The organism is Nonlabens sp. (assembly GCF_039941875.1).
In the GTDB taxonomy this organism is placed as follows: Bacteria; Bacteroidota; Bacteroidia; order Flavobacteriales; family Flavobacteriaceae; genus Nonlabens.
Genome location: NZ_JBDVDQ010000014.1, coordinates 39,575 through 61,620 on the forward strand (window position 1 = coordinate 39,575; position 22,046 = coordinate 61,620).

Below are 22,046 nucleotides of genomic sequence, written 5' to 3' on the forward strand. Positions count from 1 at the left end.
GGCTTTTACTTTTTTTATAATAAGATTTATTAAATCTTAGAACCGTAAATTTTTGTGTAAAGATCTTGATAACGTGCTTTAATATTTCTGCGTTTCAACTTTAGAGTAGGGGTTAGGTGCTCTGCCTCGATCGTCCATTCTTCAGGAATTAATTCAAAGGTTTTTACACGTTCCCATTTCCCGAATTGTTCATTATGTTGCTCAATTTCTCTTTGAAATCTAGCAATTACTTGCTCATTTTTACATAGGTCTTCTATGTTGGTAAATGATATATTCTTACGCTTTGCCCAATCTTTAACAAAATCAAAATTAGGCTGTATAAAGGCTGCTGGCATTTTCTCACCTTCACCTATAACCATAATTTGTTCTATAAAACGACTTTGTTTCATCGTATTCTCAATAATCTGTGGTGCTACATATTTACCACCAGATGTTTTGAACATCTCTTTTTTACGGTCTGTTATTTTAAGGAATCCTTCGGTATCTATTTCTCCTATATCACCAGTGTGGAAATAACCCTTGTCATCGATAGCTTCTTTAGTTTTCTCATCGTCCTTATAATAACCTAGCATGCGCTGTGGTCCGTTAATGATGATTTCACCATCTTCGGCAATTTTCACATCGGTACCTGGTAACATTTTACCTACGGTACCTATTTTGAAACCTCCATTACGCAAATCATTTACCGAGATTACAGGACTGGTTTCTGTTAATCCATAACCTTCCATAACTGGCACGCCAGCGGCATTAAATACTCTCGCTAGTCTAGGCTGTAAAGCAGCACTACCACTTGCTATTGCAAGTAAGTTACCACCTAGTGCTTCTTGCCACTTTGAAAAGATTAATTTCTTTGCTAGACCTAATTTTCGTTCATACCACCAGCCATTTGCTCCATAAGGTTCCCATTCAAGGCCTAAATCTACAGCCCAGAAAAACAATTTCTTTTTTATCCCGGTAAGATCAGTACCCTTAGCTATAATTTTATCATATACTTTTTCTAATAATCTAGGTACCGCACTCATTACTTCTGGCTGTACTTCTTTAAGATTATCAGATATCTTATCAATAGATTCTGCAAAATAGATACCTGTACCGGTATAGATATACATATATTGTAACATACGTTCATATATATGACATACTGGTAAAAAGCTCAAAGATTTTGAAATCCCTATTTCTATAGGCAAACGACTAGAACTGTGCATCGCATTACTTGCAATATTTTCATGGGATAACATAACACCTTTAGGGCGTCCAGTCGTACCAGATGTATATATTAAAGTGGCTAGGTCATCAATTTTAATAGTCGCCATTATTTCTTCTAGCGCTGCCTGATTACTATCGTCTTTACCTAATTCTTTTATTTCTTCCCAACTTTTACAACCAGGAATATCGTCAAATGAATATACCTCAATTAATGAAGGTACTTCATTTTTAATGTTCATTACTTTATCGTAAACTTCTTTATCAGAAACAAAAACATATTTTGATTCACTATGATTTAAAACATAAGCATAATCTGTTTCAGAAATAGTAGGGTAAACTGGTACATCTTGTGCACCTGTTTGCATAATACCTATATCCATTATATTCCACTCAGTTCTATTCGTAGTAGAAATAAGTGCAATCTTATCATTCTTTTGTATTCCTAATCTTAATAAACCTCTTGAAATCGAGTTAGCTTGTGCGACAAAGGATGCCGTGGAAGTTTTAACCCATACACCATTAACTTTTGAAACTAGAGAATCTTCTCTTGGGAATAATTCTAGTTGATAATGGGGGAAATCGAAAAGTCTTTTATACTGCATGTTGTCCATTTAAATTTTAGTACGGCTTAAATATAAGAAATAGGCTGCTTATTAAAATGATAAAAAAACAAATAAATTATCACGATTAATGTAATTATATGCACTGAGAGCTAGTTGTTTTAGTGACTTTGAGAATTTTGTGCATGTTTGTAGCCTCAATTAATCGTATGATCTAAGTGTAGGTTTTATCCTTAAAATGTTTTTAAATTATACTTCTGATCAATAGTTTTAATAGGGTATAGAAGGTATGTAGTGATTTTTCAATACATTGATTAACAATAATAAAGATGATATTTAATAAAGTGTGATTTAATATTAAATAAGTAACTGAATATCGAATTAAATTAATTTTAATTATATAATTATTACCTAAAAATACCGATGAACAACGAATATTTTAAGATAAACTAGCGATGAATGCAGGATGGCCCGATAGACTAAAAATAATTGATTTAAATCACTCAATAATAACACTAATTAACCATGTTACTTGGTTTATTTCTTGCTACAGAAGACAAATACATTGTATTAAGAATAGTATTCTAGCCTTGAAAATTCACTTTTTAAATAATAGCTCCATAAAAATAGCCACCTAAATCTTAAAATTAAAATAGGTGGCTATTAGTGTTAAATATGAGGTTAATTTTTAAACTTCTACAGAATCTGTTTGATTCCTAAAGACTAATTCATTCTCAAAAGCATCTACTAGAACGATACTGTCTGAAGATATTTTACTTGATAGGATCTCTTTAGAAAGTTCGTTAAGAACTTCTTTTTGAATAACACGCTTTACTGGTCTCGCTCCATATTGTGGGTCATAACCTTTTTTAGCCAGCAGTTCTATCGCTTGGTCTGTAGCGTCGATTACTATGCCTTGTTGTGCAAGAAGTTTGCTAACTCCTTTAAATTGTAAGCTTACTATTTCTTTTATCTCGCTCTGATTTAAAGGTGTAAACATGACAATGTCATCGATACGATTAATAAACTCCGGACGCACACGTTGTTTAAGTACTGCGAGGACTTCGTTTTTGGTAGAATCGATCAGAGTTTCTATTTCTCCATTAAAATTCTCAAATTTTTGTTGGATAATATCAGCTCCCATATTAGAGGTCATGATTATGATCGTATTTTTAAAATCTGCAACACGTCCTTTATTATCAGTTAATCTACCTTCATCTAGAACCTGTAATAAAATATTAAAAGTATCTGGATGTGCTTTTTCTATCTCATCAAGTAATACAACGCTATACGGTTTTCTTCTTACTGCTTCAGTAAGTTGTCCTCCCTCATCATATCCTACATATCCTGGAGGAGCACCTACTAGACGGCTCACACTATGACGTTCTTGATATTCACTCATATCGATACGAGTCATAGAATTCTCATCATTAAATAAATACTCTGCAAGGGCTTTGGCTAATTCTGTTTTACCTACACCTGTTGTACCTAAAAACAGAAAGGAACCTACTGGTTTTTTCTGATCTTGTAGACCTGCGCGACTTCTTCTTACAGCGTCACTTACTGCTTGTATAGCCTCACTTTGTCCTACTACACGTTCATGAAGTTCTTCTTCTAATTTGAGAAGTTTTTCTCTATCACTTTGTAACATTTTAGTTACAGGAATACCAGTCCACTTTGCTATTACTTCAGCAATGTCTTCATAAGTAACCTCTTCTTGTATAAGGTTATTAGAATTGTTATTTGCCTCCATTGCAGCTTGTAATCGGTCTAATTCTTCCTGAGCTTCTTTGATTTTACCATATCGCAATTCTGCCACTTTACCATAATCACCATCACGCTCTGCACGATCAGCCTCTAATTTAAAGTTTTCTATGTCAGTTTTTGCATTCTGTATGTTATCAACGACGCTTTTTTCGTTTTCCCATTGCGCATTAAGCTCGTTACGTGATTCTTTAAGGTTTGCCACCTCAGATCGTAAGTTCTTTAATTTTGCTTCGTCATTTTCCCTTTTAATAGCCTCGATCTCTATCTCAAGTTGCATGATTTTACGATCGAGAACATCTAGCTCTTCTGGCTTAGAATTTATTTCCATACGCAGTTTTGCAGCTGCCTCGTCCATTAAATCAATAGCCTTATCTGGCAAAAATCTATTAGTTATATAACGCTGTGATAATTCTACAGCACCTATAATAGCCTCATCTTTAATCTGTACTTTGTGGTGCGTTTCATATTTATCTTTAATACCACGCAGTATAGATATAGCACTTTCTGTATCGGGCTCGTCTACCACTACTTTTTGAAAACGTCTTTCTAGTGCTTTATCCTTTTCAAAATATTTTTGATATTCGTCTAGGGTAGTGGCGCCTATCGCACGCAACTCACCACGAGCTAAAGCAGGTTTTAAAATATTTGCAGCATCCATAGCACCTTCACCGCCACCAGCACCTACTAGTGTATGAATTTCGTCTATAAATAGAACCACGTTTCCAGCACTGCTAGTTACTTCTTTAATTACTGCTTTTAAACGTTCTTCAAATTCTCCTTTATATTTTGCACCAGCTATAAGCGCTCCCATATCTAGAGAAAATATTTGCTTATCCTTAAGATTATCTGGGACATCACCAGCCACTATACGATGTGCAAGACCTTCGGCTATAGCGGTTTTACCTACACCAGGTTCTCCTACTAACATAGGATTGTTTTTGGTACGTCTGGATAATATTTGAAGAATGCGACGTATTTCTTCATCGCGACCTATAACAGGATCTAGTTTACCTTGATCTGCTAGCTGATTTAAGTTTTTTGCATACTTATTAAGACTATTATACGTCTCTTCCGCACTTTGAGAATCTACTTTATTACCGTTTCTTAATTCTTCAATCGCCATTTCTAGATTCTTTTTAGAAATACCTTGATCTTTAAGGATTTGTGCAGTCTTTGATTTACCATCGAACATAGAGATCAATAAGTGTTCTATACTTACATAATCGTCGCCCATTTTAGTAGCGAGCGTCACAGATGCATTTAAAACACGATTCGTTTCTCTAGATAGTTGGAGTTCTCCACCTTCTACTTTAGGTAGAGATGTAATTTGACTTTTAAGTAATTGTATAATTAGGTCTAAATTTACATTCAGTTTTTTGAATAAAAAGGGCAGTACATTTTCGTCTACCATAGTTATTGCTAATAGAAGGTGTACGTTTTCAATTTGTTGTTGTCCGTACTCTTGTACAAGTTGCTGTGCTTGCTGCAAAGCCTCTTGAGATTTTATAGTTAATTTATTAGGATTCATATATGTTATTTTAGATGTATTATGTTATGCGGTGTAGTAGTCAATTCCTATACCTTTTTTAAAAATTGACATTTAGACAGATTTATGTTACATTTTAACAGACATTATGACGTGTTTATAAAAGCATTGTGAGATTTTATGACGCTATAACTTATCTTTGTACCTTAGAATATAATAAGCGGTAGAGTTGTTCTTTATTCCGCTTTCGCGAAAGCGGTAAAATTAAAATTTTATGGGATTTATGGACAAGCTGTTTAAATCACAGCGAGATATTGCAAAAGAGGAGATAGATGGTATTCAATGGGATACATTAGAATCTATTGACCAATTGGATAATATTATTAATAATTCTAGTATTAAACCAAAGGTAATCTTTAAGCATAGTACAAGATGTGGTATCTCTAGAATGGTTTTTAACCAGTTTCAAAAAGGGTATGAAAGTAATGATGACAATGTGACTTATTACCTACTAGATTTATTATCATATAGAGACGTAAGTAATGCGGTGGCTCAAAAACTAAACGTTGTGCATCAATCACCTCAGGTAATCATTATGTATGATAAAGAAGTGATTCATACAGAATCTCACCATGGTATTGATATCAAAAAAGTTCAACAAATCGTAAGTAGTAAAAATTAAAAATATGAAAAACAGTAAATACATATTATTAGCATTAGTATTTGTTTTGTTTTCTTGTAAAACGAATGTGTTTACAGGTAAAAAGACATTAAACTTTGTACCAGATAGTACCTTGTTTCCAATGGCTTTTAGTCAGTATGATGAATTTCTAGGAAGTAATAATGTTGTAACAGGTACTGCAGATGCTGAGATGATTACTAGAGTAGGTCAGAAAATTAAAACCGCTGCACAAAGATGGTTAAATGCTATAGGTGAAGAGCAATACTTAGAAGGTTATGAATGGGATTATAAACTAGTTAATGATGACACTGTGAACGCATGGTGTATGCCTGGTGGTAAAATTGTATTTTATACAGGTATTTTACCTATCTGTCAAGATGAAACTGGTGTTGCGATAGTAATGGGTCATGAAGTAGCTCATGCACTAGCTAATCATGGAGCACAACGTATGAGTGCGTCACAGGTACAAGCGCTAGGAGCAACTGGTGTTGCTCTAGGTACTCAAGTCGCTGGTGTAGATTCTGGAACACAGAATTTAATTAATCAAGCTTATGGAGTAGGTTCTCAAGTGGGTGGTATGTTACCATTTTCTAGATCTCATGAAACTGAAGCAGATAAAATAGGATTATATCTAGCTGCGATGGCTGGTTATAACCCAGATGAAGGTGCTCTTTTATGGGAACGTATGAAAGCAAATAGTGGAGGACAGTCTACTCCTCAAATATTAAGTACGCACCCATCTAACGATAGCCGTATTGCAAATCTTAAGGAACTTGCACCACTAGCCAAAGCAGAAGCAGCAAAATATGGTGTAACATCATTTAAATAATAAGTTTAATCTATACATAATGTATAGTTAATTTAATAATCATACTTTTAAAGGGTTCTTACTAGAACCCTTTTTTTATGAAACAAATTTTACCTCGCGGCTCTAAAAAATTATTAAATGCATGGGCATTTTATGATTGGGCTAACTCTGTTTACTCTCTAGTAATCAATAGTGCTATCTTTCCTATATTCTATGCTTATATAAGTATGAAGGCGTATGAAGAAGGAAAAGTGCCAGAAATACTTAAGGACGTTAATAATGAGTCTATAATAATCGTTACTACAGCTATTGCTTTTTTAATAGTTAGTATCATCTCTCCCATTTTATCTGGTATAGCAGACTATTCTGGTAAGAAGAAGCGATTTTTACAATTCTTCTGTTATTTAGGTGCATTGAGTTGTCTCGGTCTATCACTTTTCAGTTTCGATTATTTATGGATCAGTTTACTGGTTTATATGCTTGCCTTGATAGGTTTTTGGGGTAGTCTAGTATTTTATAATTCTTACTTACCAGACATCGCTTTTCCTGAACAGCAAGATTCCATAAGTGCCAAAGGTTTTTCTATGGGATACATAGGTAGCGTTTTACTCCTTATTATATGCCTTGTTTTAATAGAAGGTGGTTTCTATCCAGAAAAAGGATTGTTACATGGGACTTTTTTAGAAAATACATTCTTTAAGTTAGATGCAATACAACTATCTTTTATCCTCGTAGGAGTATGGTGGATGGGCTTTGCACAGTATACTTATAGATATTTGCCTTTAGGGACAAAGAAAGATAGTACTCAGGTAAAAAATATATTTACAAATGGTTTTCAGGAATTGAAGAAAATATGGAGTAATCTTTCTGAAGATCTGCAAATGAAGCGCTACTTAGGAGCATTTTTTATCTACAGTATGGCAGTGCAAACAGTTATGCTAGTAGCTACTTATTTTGGTACAGAAGAAGTAGAGTGGGAAGAAGATGGGGCAACCATGGGATTAATAATCAGTATACTTCTCATACAGCTTGTGGCTATATTAGGGGCATGGTTAGCTAGTAAGCTTTCGCGAAAGCTAGGTAACATTAAAACTCTAATCGTAATAAATGTCTTATGGGCTGTTATATGTATTTATGGTTATTTTGTAGTAACGCCGTTGCAGTTTTATATAACGGCTGGTTTTGTAGGCCTGGTAATGGGTTCCATACAGTCCTTATCTAGAAGTACCTATTCTAAAATGATTCCTGATGGTAATCCTGATACAGCTTCTTATTTTAGCTTTTATGATGTGGCAGAAAAGATAGGTATCGTTATAGGGATGCTCATATTTGCTATAGTAGGCGAAATAAGTGGTTCTATGAGAGAACCTATATTATTCTTAATAGTTTTCTTTATATTAGGGATCATATTACTAGCTAGAGTACCTAAAATCAAAAACACTCAATAGTTTTAAACTACTGAATTATTTATAATAATAAATTTTACTTATAGTTGATTTGATTTTAACAGTTATAATGTATTAAAACACTTTTAGAATTAAAATATATTTGAACCATCTAAAAATAAAACACGGTAGTTATGAGTGATAAAAATTCAAAAGTCTGGGATATAAACGATTCTCAAGATATTTCAAAATGTCCATTTATGGGCGGTGGTGCAACTAGTACTGCTGGACAAGGAACAAAAAACAATGACTGGTGGCCTAATCAGTTAAGATTAAATGTTCTACGTCAGAGCGCAACAAAATCAGACCCTATGGATCCTGAATTTGACTATACAGCAGCATTTAAAAGCTTAGATATAGATGCTTTGAGAAAAGATTTAACTCACTTAATGACTGATTCTCAAGACTGGTGGCCTGCAGATTATGGACACTACGGCGGATTATTCGTTAGAATGGCATGGCACAGCGCTGGTACGTATAGAGTAGGTGATGGTCGTGGTGGAGCTAGCGTAGGTAATCAACGTTTTGCACCATTAAATAGTTGGCCAGATAACGGTAACCTTGATAAAGCACGATTATTATTATGGCCTCTTAAACAGAAATATGGTAAAAGTATTTCATGGGCAGATCTTATGATTCTTGCTGGAAATGTGGCGATGGAATCTATGGGATTAAAGAAATTAGGTTTTGCCGGTGGACGAGTAGATGCTTTTGAACCAGAACAAGATGTTTACTGGGGTAGTGAGACTACTTGGTTAGGTAATGAGGAGAGATATGAAGATGGTGAGCTAGAAGGATTATTAGGAGCCTCTCACATGGGGTTGATCTATGTGAATCCAGAAGGACCTAATGGAAACCCTGATGCGGTAGGTAGTGCGCATGATATAAGAGAAACTTTTGGCCGTATGGCTATGAATGATTATGAAACTGTAGCACTAGTTGCAGGTGGTCATACTTTTGGAAAAGCACACGGTGCAGCAGATCCAGAAAAATACACTGGAGCAGAACCTGCTGGCGCAAAAATAGAAGAAATGAGTACGGGATGGAACAGTTCTTACGGTACTGGTCATGGAGATGATACCATAACTAGTGGTCTAGAAGGAGCATGGACACCTAACCCAGATAAATGGGATCACGATTACTTTAGAGTATTATTAGATTATGACTGGGAATTAACTAAGAGTCCTGCAGGTGCTCACCAGTGGAAACCTACTGCGGCATCTAATGCAGATCAGGCTCCTATGGCTGGTGACGCTTCAAAACGTCAAGATCTTATGATGTCTACAGCAGACATTGCTTTGAAAACAGATCCAGAATATCTAAAAATTTCTAAACACTTTAGAGATAACCCTGAAGAATTTGAAGATGCATTTGCAAAGGCATGGTTTAAATTAACGCATAGAGATATGGGACCATCTTCTAGATATTTAGGAGATCACGTACCAGAAAAAGAAGAATTATGGCAAGATCCTATTCCTGCTGTAACTCATGAATTAGTAAACGACGAAGATGTTTCTTCTTTAAAAGAACAAATTCTTAATTCTGGACTATCGGTAAATGAGATGGTAGCAACAGCATGGGCTAGTGCATCGACTTATAGAGATAGTGATAAACGTGGTGGTGCAAATGGTGGTCGCATAAGATTATCACCTCAAAATCAGTGGGAAGCAAATAACCCAGTTAGATTAAGAAAAGTGCTAGATGTTCTTGCTGGTATTCAAGAGTCATTTAATGCTGCTCAAAGTGGAAACAAAGAAGTATCCATGGCAGATTTAATCGTACTTGCTGGTAACGCAGGTGTTGAAAAAGCTGCAAAAGATGCTGGTCACGATATCACTGTACCGTTTACAGCAGGTAGAGGAGATGCTACTCAAGAACAAACAGATGTAGAATCTTTCACTTATTTAGAACCTCGTGCAGATGGTTTTAGAAATTATATGAACAGCTCACAGAAAATAGCTGGTGAAGATTTATTAGTTGATAAAGCTAGTTTATTAGGATTATCTGTTCCAGAAATGACTGTTTTAGTAGGTGGTTTAAGAGCAATGGATGCCAATTTTGATCAGTCTAACTATGGTGTATTTACTAAAACACCTGGACAGTTAACTAATGACTACTTTGTTAACGTCTTAGATCTTAGTACAACATGGAAGTCTAAATCTTCTTCAGATTTATTATTTGAAGGTCGCAATCGTAAGACTGGTGATTTAAAATGGACAGGTACTCGTGTGGATCTTATTTTTGGTTCTAATACAGAATTAAGAGCTATTGCAGAGGTTTATGCAAGTAGTGATAGTAAAGAAAAAATGGTTCATGACTTTGTAAAAGCATGGAATAAAGTAATGAATGCAGATCGTTTTGACGTAAAATAAACTTTCGTTTTTAGATAAAATAAAATCCCCAAATCATTTATTTGATTTGGGGATTTTTATTTGACGATCTGTTATTTAATCTATAGAATTAAATCTTAGTGATATCACCACTACCCATCACACTTTTCTTAACAGAGCTGGTAGTACCTTTATATCTTAAATCTCCAGAACCTACTATAGACGCTTTAAGTTCACCACCTGTACAGTAAACAGATACGTCACCGCTACCAGCTATAGAAGCATCTACATCATTAGCTTTTAAATTTAATGCATCTATGTCACCGCTACCAGCGACATTAGCATCTAGGTATTCTGCACGGCCATTTAATTTTACATCGCCGCTACCAGCTATATTTACTTGTAAATTTTCTGATTCTACTTCTGCAGTAATATCACCGCTTCCTGCCACAGAAATATCCATATTTCTAGATTTTAATTTCATCTGGCTAGTGATATCTCCACTTCCTGCCATGCTCAAACCATTGATACTTTCTACATTTACCGTAACCTCTATACCTTTACGTGTGCTATAGTTGGTGCCATCTTTAAGACCTATTTCTAGTTTATTACCTTTAACCTCTACCTCAATATATTCCATAATATTAGATTCGGCCTCTACGGTTATGGTTCCTTCTTTTCCTTCTACAAGAATAATATCTATACTACTCTTACCAGATACCTTGTCATAGTCAGAAGTATTAAAGGTTTTTGTAATAACCTCTCCATTTCCTTTAATTCGTTTATTGTTTCCCCACCACTGAGCATTTGCACTGTTAAATCCTAAAATGGCTACTAGAAGTATGATTATATGTTTCATGTTATTGTTATTAAGTTAGTTGTTGTTTTATTTTTAGTTTTTTCTAAGACTTACACCACCAAAGCTTGATCTTATATTGATAACAGACGTAGCGTTTTTCTCTTTATGATAACCAGATTTTTGCTTTTCGGTACTATTATTTTCTGAGTCAGTAACCGTTAAATCTTCGGATAGTTTAATACTCGCAAATTCTGTGTCGATGTCAAATTTAAAAGCTGCTTCTGGATGAAAATTCACCTTAATACTGGTGTATTCACTTTTAATAACCGCTTCTTTAAAATTAGGACTTAATTCTTCAATATTGATAGATCCAAAACTAGTCGACAGGTTAATACTTTCTTTAATATGCCCTAATTTAATAGTAGAATAATCACCTCTACCTACTAGTTTTATAACATCTTGAGACTGTATAGTTGAGAAATCTCCATTAAATTTAATGTCTTTAACATTATCAAACTTTGCTTTAGTATAATCACCGCTATAATTTACTTTTTCAGCACCATGTAGTTCAAAACCACTGAAGTCAGCTCTAATGGTTCCTGATTTCATGTAATCAATATGAGAGTTTTTAGTATAATCAAAGCTAAGTTCGTTATCACTTGCTAGCAGTTGCCCTATATCAAGTCTACCAAAATCGCATTGGATTTTTGCATGACCTAATAACCTGTCTATGGAAACAGAACCATAATCGTTGCTTATATCTACCGCGGCAGTCACTGGCATTCTAATGATATAATCTATTTTCATATTAGAGCTATTTCTAGAATTATTACTTCCCATAATTGTGCTCCATAAACTCCCACCATTATTGTTATTACCGCTTTTACTTATATCTGTTCTAGCGCTTATTTTAGAAGAACTAGCATTAAAGTCTACATCTATATCTCTAAGCTGTTTATTAACATTACTCTCATTATTACCACTTACTTCTACGGTAATATCTATAGAAACTGTCGGTTTATCCCATGTAGTTATAGTTATGTTACCAAACTCGTTTTGAATATCCACCATACAGTTTTTATTAACAGTAAAGGTTTTACTCAATTTTTTGGTCTTGGTGTATTTTCCATAGCCAGGACCGGCCATAAGTAGTGCTGGTAATAAAAACAGCAGTACACTAAGTTTATATATATGTTTCATCTTCTTGTTCTTTTAAATTTTTCAGTTGTTCTATTTGCTCTAGAGCAGTCTCTAATAAATCGATTCTATTTTGAAAATTCTGTATCATCGCAGCGATAACAGTTTTACTATCGTTATTTGTAGCAAAGTCAGCTTCTATCGTTTTATAATCCAGTTCTAATCTAGCCAGTGCTACTTTAGTTGCTGTAACAATACGGGCAGCTTCTGGCGATTGTTCTTTATTTAATCTTTCTAGTTCTTCATTTATAGTACTCGTAAAAAAGTCTTGCGCTTGCGCCATTTCTGGAGATACACTAGACAGGCCGTTATCAATAGGAGTAGAGGACGGTACTAGGTTTAAACCTGTAAAACCTAATAAAACTGCTAGTCCAGCCACTAGCGACCATTTGAACCAAGAGTTCATTCTTATAACTTTGTTATCTTCATGATCTCCATCATTATCCTCAGTCGCAATAGGTATAATAGAGTCATCTACTTCTTCCTGATCATCGTTGCAAGCTTTTTCTAGCTTATCAAAAAATCTATTTCTATGGCCGCTAGGCAGTGATTCTGTATTAAAATCTTGATCTGCAAACCATTCTTCCATGTTCTTTTTCATATCAGTTGCATTTTATTTCTCAGACTTTCCTTAGCTCTAGAAATAGTAGTCCTACACATCGCATTAGAAATTCCCATAATCTCACTTATCTCTTCATTATCCATTCCTTCTATAAGGCTTAGCGTTAAGATCTGTCTATAATTATCCTTTAAAAGTTTCATTACTTCTAGTACTTTTTTGGCAGTCATACCAGCAGCTTCCATGTCTATTTGTTCGTCTGCTTTATTTTCCATTTCATAGGCTACATCGTCATAATCTACTTTAGGCATTTTACTTTCCTTTTTCAATTGTGTAAGGCTGTTGTTTACTACTATTCTTTTTAACCAGCTGCCAAAGGTTGCCTCTCGGTTCCATTGTTTCATCTTAGCAAACGCAGCTATCATACTATCTTGCATAATATCTTCGGCTAGTGCAGTGTCTTTTACGATTCTCAATGCTACATGGTACATACCAGTGGCATATTGATCATAGACGCGCATTTGTGCCTTGCGATCGCCTCGTTCACAGAGGTTATAAAGTTCTATTTCGGTTATTGTTAAAGTCACTTGGTTAGTGTTACGCTTTAAAGATGCAATTTATTCTAGCATGTTACACTTCATGGCAAGGAATTTGAAATTTTATTTATCTAGCACTTGGTGTAAAACGAGTAAAACCTTCATTCTAGACACTATGATTATAGTTTAATAGTTTGATAATCTGTTTTTTAAAGGTTGTAATTCCGCTTTCGCGAAAGCGAATTTATAATAAACATCGTGCTCAAATTAATTTTAAAAAATAAAAGCCAACAGTCTATATGACATTGTGGCGACTGAAAAAGATATGTTCAAACCAAAGAAATTTTCGATAGACAACTTGTCACTTCAAGAATTTGATCAAGATGCGGAATTTATTCCCCTATTGAGCAGCGAGGACGAGGAAGAAATGAATAAGGAAAGCGTGCCAGAGACCTTGCCTATATTACCATTGCGTAATATGGTACTGTTTCCAGGTGTAGTAATTCCTATTACAGCAGGACGTGACCGTTCTATTAAATTATTACAAGACGCAAATAAAAAAGGTATTGCGATAGGTGTAGTTGCACAAAAGAATGAGGAGATAGAAGAGCCTTCTTTCGAAGACCTACATAAAACAGGTGTTGTGGCAAAAATCTTAAAGACTTTTAAGATGCCTGACGGTAATACTACTGTGATTATTCAAGGTAAAAAACGCTTTGAAATGGGTGAGATCGTTACAGAGCAACCATTTATTACTGCGATAGCAAACGACGTACCTGATGTAAGACCTGTGAAGGAAGATGAAGAGTTTAAGGCGATCATTGAAAAAATTAAGGAGCTTGCTCTAGAAATTATCAAAGAAAGTCCTAACATACCTACAGAGGCGTCGTTTGCGATTAAAAATATAGAGTCAGATTCTTTCTTAGTGAATTTTGTGTCTTCTAATATGAACCTTAAGGTAGAGGAGAAGCAAAAAATTCTTGAGATCAATGATCTTAAAGAAAGAGCGCTAGAAACTTTACGTTTTATGAATATAGAACGTCAGAAATTAGAGCTCAAAAACGATATACAGTCTAAAGTACAGACAGATATTAATAAGCAACAACGTGAGTATTTCTTGCACCAGCAAATGAAAACCATTCAGGACGAATTAGGTGGTGGTGTTTCTTCTCATCAAGAGGTAGATGAAATGCGCCAGCGTGCTAAGAAAAAGAAATGGGACGATAAGGTAAAGGAACATTTTGAGAAAGAACTAGCAAAAATGCAGCGTATGAATCCGCAAGTGGCGGAATATTCTATACAGCGTAATTACCTAGATCTTATTCTTGATTTACCTTGGAACGTGTTTTCTAAAGACAACTTTGACCTTAAACGCGCGATGAAAATTCTAGATCGCGATCATTACGGTCTGGACGAGGTTAAAAAACGTATTATAGAATATCTAGCGGTTTTAAAACTACGTAATGATATGAAATCTCCTATTCTGTGTCTTTATGGACCTCCAGGTGTAGGTAAAACTTCTTTAGGTAAATCTGTTGCAGAGGCTTTAGGACGTGAATATGTGCGTATCTCCTTAGGTGGTTTGCGAGATGAGGCAGAAATACGTGGACATCGTAAAACCTATATAGGTGCGATGCCAGGACGTATTATTCAATCTATAAAGAAGGCAAAAACTTCTAATCCTGTATTTGTACTGGACGAGATTGATAAATTAAGTAACTCTCATAATGGAGATCCATCTAGCGCGATGCTAGAAGTACTGGACCCAGAGCAAAACAATGCTTTTTATGACAACTTCCTAGAAATGGGATTTGACTTAAGTAAGGTTATGTTTATAGCTACTAGTAACAGTTTAAATACCATACAGCCGGCATTGCGCGACCGTATGGAGATTATAAATGTTACTGGTTATACGATAGAAGAAAAAGTGGAAATAGGTAAACAGCACTTGTTACCTAAGCAATTAAAGGAGCATGGGCTGGATAAATCGCATCTTAAAATCGCAAAACCACAGATAGAAAAAGTGGTAGAAGGTTATACTCGTGAGAGTGGTGTAAGATCGCTAGATAAACAACTTGCAAAAATGGTGCGTTATGCTGCCAAAAGTATTGCAATGGAAGAAGAGTACGATCTTAAAGTGACTAATGAAACGGTTATTAAAGTATTGGGCGCTCCTAGAATGGAACGTGATAAATATGAGAATAATGATGTGGCTGGTGTGGTAACCGGACTGGCATGGACTAGAGTAGGAGGTGATATTTTATTTATCGAGTCTATACTATCTAAAGGAAAAGGAAACTTAACCATTACTGGTAATATAGGTAAGGTGATGAAGGAAAGTGCTACCATAGCAATGGAATACATCAAAGCAAACGCAGATGTGTTGGGTATAGATAGTTCTATATTTAACAACTATAACGTACACATACACGTTCCAGAAGGTGCTACTCCTAAAGATGGACCTAGTGCTGGTGTGACCATGTTAACGTCCTTAGTATCTTTATTTACACAGCGTAAAGTAAAGAAAAGTCTCGCGATGACTGGAGAGATCACTTTAAGAGGTAAAGTACTACCAGTAGGTGGTATTAAAGAAAAAATTCTTGCTGCAAAGCGTGCTAGAATTAAAGAAATTCTTCTTTGTGAGCAAAACCGTAGAGACATAGAAGAAATTAATGCCGATTATTTGAAAGGCCTTACTTTCCATTATGTAAGCGACATGAGTAATGTTTTAGAACTAGCTCTTACTAAGCAAAAAGTAAAAAATGCTAAGAAATTGAGTTAGAACTCAAAATCTAAATATTAAAAAAGCTCGAGACGTTGTTCTCGAGCTTTTTTTTGTTTTAATAGATAATAGTTTAAGATCATTATCTAGATTCTTAAAAAAAGAAACAGTTCACTTGTTCCTTTTTTCTATTAGTATTAGTGAGATAACCAGGTATGGTTTATTTCACTTTTTCAATACTAAAACTTGTAGATATAGAAGAACCTGTCCCACCAGTATTGGAACGTAAAAGAATTCCATCATAGTCAGATGATGATACCGACGAGTCATAAGTACCTATTATTCTAAACCTATATACATGTGTGCTATCTAAATCTAGGTAATTTGCTATACCATAACTTTCTTGTCTAGCACTAGCAAACTCATCTGACTGTATATCTCTATGTTTAAACGTACGTCTTAAAACCCATCGGTTATCGGTATTATCCCACATGCCTATTAATATATCAAGATCTGTAGATGTACCAGTAAATCCACCTATATCAAAATCCATTTCGATTTTATAAGTTCCGTTAGACACAGGTGTATATAAACTTGTAGAAGTATCATATTCATCAAAAAGATCTACTAATTCTTGATTCAGATTAATATCATAAAAAGTTTGATCTTGATCTAGATCGAGATTAGAACCCAAAAAGCCAATAAATCTTAATCCTGGTGTATCGGCATCTATGGCTACATTTACTAAGGTTCCATCAGGTAAAGAATGAACTGGTAAAGTAAGTGATTTTGTATTAGTTAACTCTCTTACCCTTAAACCACCGTCTATATCAACTTCTTTAGTAGGTGATGTTGTATTGATTCCTACTTGTGCAAAAACAGGAATTATGAATAAAAGAAGTGCTGCGGTAATGATATTTTTCATGCTGTGAGATAATTCTAAGGTTAACTAATTACAGTTACAATAGTAAAAATCAATCAACACAGAATTATCACGATTATGTAAACTTATCGTCCGTGGCTGTTACAACTTACTATAATCCACCACCAACTTAGTATACCATTTGGCTAGATCTTTGGCAATAGCCTTATGATTGTTTACTAGTTCTGTAGCGAGTCTAGAATTTGATTTTTCTTTTAAAGAAGGATTTGCAGTTAAATAGCCTTGAAATTTACCAGCATCATCTACTATTTTAGGTGCTTTATTAGAAACGGTGTTCCATGGAGATAATGGGTTATTATCGTCTCCATAATTATTTAAATCATTCCAGATGGATGTGTTGCTAAAACTACTTCCATAATCGCCAAAAGCATTCCAGATAGATTTACTATCAAAACGAGAACAGTCCAGACAGCCTAAATACTCTGTATAATCGCTACCTCCATATAAATGTAGATTTTGTGATGTAGCGTAAGAGCTTGTTGCAATAAGAGTTATTATAAAAAGTAATTTTTTCATCTAAGTAGTGCTTAAGATTTGAAAATTTTAGAATTATGTCCATATCAACTCACATATCCCAAATTTGTTTTCATTTAAATATCTTCATCCAAAATTAATCCAAATAAGCACAATCATTCCTAATTTTCTAATAACTCATAACACTTCTATTGATATCCTGCTGCTTGTAAATTAAACAGTTTCTCATATAGATTAGGTTGTGCCATCAGTTCTTCATGAGTACCTATTTCTGCAACGACACCATCTTCTAGAACTAGTATTCTATCTGCCATTCTAACGGTAGAAAAACGGTGAGATATAATGATACTCGTCTTTCCTTTAGTAAGTCCTATAAAGCGTTCAAAAACGTCGTATTCTGCTTGTGCGTCTAGTGCGCTGGTAGGCTCGTCTAGTACAATAACATCGGCATCTTTCATGTAAGCACGGGCCAGTGCTACTTTTTGCCATTGTCCGCCGCTTAGTTCTTGTCCTTTGGCAAATCTACGTCCTAGTTGTTGATCTATTCCGCCTTTCATAACAGCCACTACCTGGTCTGCAAGACTGCGCTGTGCAGCATCGGTAATCATGACATCGTTATTAAGTTCATCGATATTACCTACGGCGATGTTCTCACGCAAGCTGAATTCATACTTAAAGAAGTCCTGAAAAATAACACCAAAGCGCTTTCTAAATTCCTGTTTATTAAACTTAGAAATATTAATTCCATCTAATAAAATCTCTCCTTGGGTAGGTTCGTAAAATCTTAAGATCAATTTAATAAGTGTTGTTTTACCAGCACCGTTCTGACCAACAAATGCTATTTTTTCACCTACTTTTATCTTAAAACTTATTCCTTTAAGCACTTCTATATCACTACCAGCATAGCCAAAATGTACATTTCTTATCTCAAAACCTTCTTTAATAACCTCTGGAATAGGAGTGTAGCTATCTGCCTCGTCAGTGATTTCTATATCTAGAAAGTCAAAATAGTCTCTCAAGTAAAGCGAACTCTCTGATATCGCTGTAAAACGTGAAAAGAAGCCTTGTAAATTAGTACGCAATCTGTTGAATGATCCAGACAAGAAGGTAAGTTCTCCAATACTTAGTACTCCTGTGATTACTTTAAAAATGATAAATATATATGCTCCATAATACGATAGGATTCCTATAATATTAAATAACGAACCGTAAATACTTTGTTTAATGGATAACTTTTTATTGATCTCATAATAATCACCAGATAATCGGTTAAATCGGGCTGCGATATAATCGGTAAGACCAAAGAGTTTTACCTCTTTTGCCGTCTGATTATTAGCTCCTATAAAACGTAAGTAATCCAGCTCTCGACGCTCTGCAGTCCAGCTGCGTGCTACAGAATATCTGTGCGAGCTGTATTTTGCCTCATTAATAAATGATGGTATAATACTTATTACCAATAAGATAATTAATAATGGCTCAAAGTAAATTAAACCGGCAATTAAAGAAGTTATCGAGATAATACTTTGCACCTGACTTAAAGAGGCACTCATTAAACCTACACGACCGCTAGTTTGCTGTCTTGCACGTTCTAACTTGTCATAAAAATCTGGATCTTCTAGTTGTTCTAGAGTAAGCTCGTTAGTCTTTCTAATAATTTTTTCTGAAGATGCGTTTGAATATAAATCACCTATCAAACCATCGGTAAGATTAATTAATCTATTGAGTAAGTCTGCAGCCACGGCTACTGCCAGCTCTATAATTACATATGTCCAGAGCAAGTCTAGATTTTGATCCTCCTGTGATATTTGTAAAATAACCTCGTCTATAATCAATTTACCTACCCATAGAAGTACAACTGGACTTATAGCGGTGAGTAATCTTGCGGTAAAATTGGTTATAAATAGTTTAGGGCTCACTGTCCAGATTTCTTTAAAAAATCTAGGTAGTGTCTTCAATGCGCTGAAGGAGAATGTTTTTCCCTTTTTACTTTGTTCTTTTATAGATGCAGGTGCTCTTCTAGCCACGATGTAGTTTTAGAATACAAAGGTACGTAACAAGGATTTGTTTTGTTGTGTTCTCGCTTTCGCGAAAGCGGAATTATCAACCTTCTATTAGGGCAATTCTTTTCCTAAAGCAGCTATATAAATCTGGAACCATTGCTCTAAAGACATCTCTATATCTAACGAACTCACAGCAGTTTTAATTCGCTCAATTTTTCCAGTTCCTATAATAGGAATGATGTTAGAAGGATGTTTTAAAAGCCACTGATAGATGACTTTATCTAGATTAGCCTCATCTAATTCTTTAGCTACTTTTTTAATAGCGTTAAGAACACGAGTTCCTTTTTCTGTCTTAGGAAATAGTAATTCACCACCGGCAAGTGGTGACCATGCCATGGGTTTTATCTTCTTAGAGATAAGGTAATCGAGATTTTGATTTTCAAAATGCTCTAGACAATAGGGCGATATTTCTATCTGGTTAGTTACTAGTGGAGCGGTCGTGTAAGCTTGTAACGATTCTAGTTGTTGGGGCAAGAAATTAGATACTCCAAAATGTAAAACTTTACCACTAGATGTTAAATCGTCAAAGGCTCTTGCGACTTCTTCTGGATTAAAAAAAGGTGATGGTCTATGTAATAAAAGTACATCTATATAGTCTGTACGTAAATTTTTAAGAGATTGTTCTACCTGAGAGATGATGTAACTGGCACTGTAATCATAATATTTTACCTCACGTTTTGGAAACTTGTCAGAAGTTAATTTGATCCCACATTTAGTAATCAACTGCATACTATTACGCAGTGAAGGTTCTAGCTGTAACGCTTTACCAAAGGCAGCCTCACATTCATAATTCCCATAAATATCTGCATGATCAAATGTGGTGACTCCAGTTTCTATAGATTCTTTAAGAAAAGAAAGTAATTCTTGATCGTTTTTATTCCAATCTAGAAGTCTCCATATCCCCAAAACTATTCTTGATATTTCTAAATCGCTATTTAAGGATGTTTTCATGTGATTTTATTTCAAAGTTATGGTTATAAATGATCTAGTTCTATTTTAAGAAATTAAAATTTGAGTGATACTATCGCACTCCTTGTACTTTAAGATCTATGTAAACTTCTTGTGTACCGTGAAATTCTGTTTGGTAATCTATATCTATCGCATACTTGATGTTGTATAATTCAAGTACGCTATCTAGATCTTCTTTCTTACTTTTTGCCACTTTTATATGCTGTAAATAATTTATCAAAGTCGATATAGCCATACCCATAGGTGCAAAGCTTATAGCAATAAATGTTAAGGGATAAGTGTAGAATCTTACAGATGTTTTATTAGCAACATCATTAATATGATAAGCTATTAAATAACCAGTAGCTATAATTATAAAACCTATCAATATATAACCGACTGTATAAGAATAGGTGAGTAAACGTTTTCTATTTAATTGATCGTATTCTAGATTAATTTGTTTCAGTTTTTCTTCAAAATTATCTCTAAGTAGAATTTTAGAGCATGTTTTATTAAAAGCAGGCTTGCGAGAGGTAAGGCTACATACTAAGCCTAGCTTAAAATCACTTTTTTTATGCTCGCATAGATCGCAATGTCTGGTTAGTTCCATAGATATACATGGGTTTATTTGAACCTGAAGTAATTAAGAAGTAAATCCAACAGCATAATATTAATAAAGCCAGTTAAATTACAACATAAAGAGAATTTAACTGGCTATTTCTATATTTAAATTATGGATTTGTAGACCATAGCGCTGCACTTTTAAGCATGGCTCTTTTAGGAAGTTTTAATCCTGCGATAATTAGCTCTGCAAAATCTTCTGGTTGTAAAACACTGTCTTCAGAATCTTTACTTGCAATTCCTAAATCTATAGACATGTCCGACGCGATAGTACTAGGTGTAAGGGTACAAACTCTAATGTTGTTTTTACGTACTTCTTTCATTAACGATTCTGACATACCGATAACAGCAAATTTTGATGCAGAATATGCTGACGTTGTTGCATTACCATTTAATCCTGCAGTAGAAGATACATTGATAATCTCTCCTTCATTTTGATCGATTAAATAAGGTAGTACCTCTTTAGTTACGTAATACATTCCCATTACGTTAGTTTGCATAATTTGCGTCCATTGATCTACAGGCATATCGTTTAATGTACCGAATGCTGCTATCCCAGCATTATTTACTAAAATATCTATAGAACCTAAAGTATCTACAAGAGTTTTTACACTTGTTTTAACCTCTTCATAATTACTCACGTCAAAAACGGCATACGTCGCTTTTACCCCTAATTTTTCAATCTCAGCAACGGTTGCTTTTAAAGCCTCTTCATTTCTACCAGTTATCGCAACATCTACACCTTCTTGTGCAAATGCTAGAGCTGTAGCTTTTCCTAAACCACGGCTTCCTCCTGTAATGATGGCTTTTTTACCTTTTAAATCTTGCATTTATTTAGTTTTTGAATATGTGTTTATACGCTAAAAGCTATACTAAATAATATTTGTAAAACATTCCCTACAA

General features: G+C 34.6%; 17 protein-coding genes. 5 read left to right on the forward strand and 12 right to left on the reverse strand.

Going from position 1 to position 22,046, the window contains the following annotated elements; translation table 11 throughout:
• Positions 1–29: 29 nt before the first annotated feature.
• Together ABJF08_RS07660 and clpB are read right to left on the reverse strand one after the other, a co-directional pair.
• Positions 30–1,808, reverse strand: coding sequence for an AMP-binding protein (locus tag ABJF08_RS07660; protein WP_348115520.1), 1,779 nt, complete (start codon positions 1,806–1,808; stop codon positions 30–32).
• A 646-nt stretch (positions 1,809–2,454) separates the two neighbouring features.
• Positions 2,455–5,061 (reverse strand): ATP-dependent chaperone ClpB, encoded by a 2,607-nt coding sequence (clpB, locus tag ABJF08_RS07665; protein WP_348115521.1) that lies wholly within the window; start codon positions 5,059–5,061, stop codon positions 2,455–2,457.
• A 232-nt stretch (positions 5,062–5,293) separates the two neighbouring features.
• On the opposite strand from clpB, the gene ytxJ reads away from it, so the two are divergent.
• The 4 genes from ytxJ to katG all read left to right on the forward strand — a co-directional run bounded on the left by ytxJ (position 5,294) and on the right by katG (position 10,326).
• Positions 5,294–5,701: a bacillithiol system redox-active protein YtxJ gene (gene ytxJ / locus ABJF08_RS07670; RefSeq protein WP_348115523.1), complete on the forward strand. Its 408-nt coding sequence runs from the start codon at positions 5,294–5,296 to the stop codon at positions 5,699–5,701.
• Between the two features lie 4 nt (positions 5,702–5,705).
• On the forward strand, positions 5,706–6,530 hold the full coding sequence (locus ABJF08_RS07675) for a M48 family metallopeptidase (RefSeq protein ID WP_348115525.1): 825 nt from the start codon (positions 5,706–5,708) through the stop codon (positions 6,528–6,530).
• A gap of 77 nt (positions 6,531–6,607) precedes the next feature.
• Positions 6,608–7,957, forward strand: a complete 1,350-nt coding sequence (locus ABJF08_RS07680) for an MFS transporter (RefSeq protein ID WP_348115526.1) — start codon at positions 6,608–6,610, stop codon at positions 7,955–7,957.
• 131 nt (positions 7,958–8,088) lie between these two features.
• Positions 8,089–10,326, forward strand: coding sequence for a catalase/peroxidase HPI (katG, locus tag ABJF08_RS07685; protein WP_348115527.1), 2,238 nt, complete (start codon positions 8,089–8,091; stop codon positions 10,324–10,326).
• Between the two features lie 88 nt (positions 10,327–10,414).
• Here katG and ABJF08_RS07690 read toward each other — a convergent pair whose 3' ends face one another.
• The 4 genes from ABJF08_RS07690 to ABJF08_RS07705 are packed head-to-tail and all read right to left on the reverse strand — an operon-like array spanning position 10,415 to position 13,426.
• The gene (locus ABJF08_RS07690) at positions 10,415–11,143 is read right to left on the reverse strand and encodes a head GIN domain-containing protein (RefSeq protein ID WP_348115528.1); all 729 of its coding nucleotides are present in this window, start codon (positions 11,141–11,143) and stop codon (positions 10,415–10,417) included.
• 33 nt (positions 11,144–11,176) lie between these two features.
• Positions 11,177–12,283, reverse strand: a complete 1,107-nt coding sequence (locus tag ABJF08_RS07695) for a hypothetical protein (protein ID WP_348115529.1) — start codon at positions 12,281–12,283, stop codon at positions 11,177–11,179.
• The gene (locus ABJF08_RS07700; protein WP_348115530.1) at positions 12,267–12,881 is read right to left on the reverse strand and encodes a hypothetical protein; all 615 of its coding nucleotides are present in this window, start codon (positions 12,879–12,881) and stop codon (positions 12,267–12,269) included. The genes ABJF08_RS07695 and ABJF08_RS07700 overlap by 17 nt, the downstream gene beginning before the upstream one ends.
• On the reverse strand, positions 12,878–13,426 hold the full coding sequence (locus tag ABJF08_RS07705) for an RNA polymerase sigma factor (protein WP_348115531.1): 549 nt from the start codon (positions 13,424–13,426) through the stop codon (positions 12,878–12,880). The genes ABJF08_RS07700 and ABJF08_RS07705 overlap by 4 nt, the downstream gene beginning before the upstream one ends.
• A gap of 274 nt (positions 13,427–13,700) precedes the next feature.
• On the opposite strand from ABJF08_RS07705, the gene lon reads away from it, so the two are divergent.
• Complete coding sequence (lon, locus tag ABJF08_RS07710; protein ID WP_348115532.1) at positions 13,701–16,157, forward strand: endopeptidase La; 2,457 nt, start codon at positions 13,701–13,703, stop codon at positions 16,155–16,157.
• 160 nt (positions 16,158–16,317) lie between these two features.
• Here the strand turns inward: lon and ABJF08_RS07715 are convergent, their stop codons facing one another.
• The 6 genes from ABJF08_RS07715 to ABJF08_RS07740 form a co-directional block, all read right to left on the reverse strand.
• Positions 16,318–17,022: a hypothetical protein gene (locus ABJF08_RS07715; protein ID WP_348115534.1), complete on the reverse strand. Its 705-nt coding sequence runs from the start codon at positions 17,020–17,022 to the stop codon at positions 16,318–16,320.
• A gap of 99 nt (positions 17,023–17,121) precedes the next feature.
• Complete coding sequence (locus ABJF08_RS07720) at positions 17,122–17,556, reverse strand: hypothetical protein (protein WP_348115535.1); 435 nt, start codon at positions 17,554–17,556, stop codon at positions 17,122–17,124.
• Positions 17,557–17,702: 146 nt separating this feature from the next.
• The gene (locus ABJF08_RS07725) at positions 17,703–19,538 is read right to left on the reverse strand and encodes an ABC transporter ATP-binding protein (RefSeq protein ID WP_348115536.1); all 1,836 of its coding nucleotides are present in this window, start codon (positions 19,536–19,538) and stop codon (positions 17,703–17,705) included.
• A gap of 87 nt (positions 19,539–19,625) precedes the next feature.
• On the reverse strand, positions 19,626–20,525 hold the full coding sequence (locus tag ABJF08_RS07730) for an aldo/keto reductase (RefSeq protein WP_348115537.1): 900 nt from the start codon (positions 20,523–20,525) through the stop codon (positions 19,626–19,628).
• Positions 20,526–20,595: 70 nt separating this feature from the next.
• Positions 20,596–21,132 (reverse strand): hypothetical protein, encoded by a 537-nt coding sequence (locus tag ABJF08_RS07735; RefSeq protein ID WP_348115539.1) that lies wholly within the window; start codon positions 21,130–21,132, stop codon positions 20,596–20,598.
• A 121-nt stretch (positions 21,133–21,253) separates the two neighbouring features.
• Positions 21,254–21,973, reverse strand: a complete 720-nt coding sequence (locus ABJF08_RS07740; RefSeq protein WP_348115540.1) for a 3-ketoacyl-ACP reductase — start codon at positions 21,971–21,973, stop codon at positions 21,254–21,256.
• Positions 21,974–22,046 lie beyond the last annotated feature (73 nt).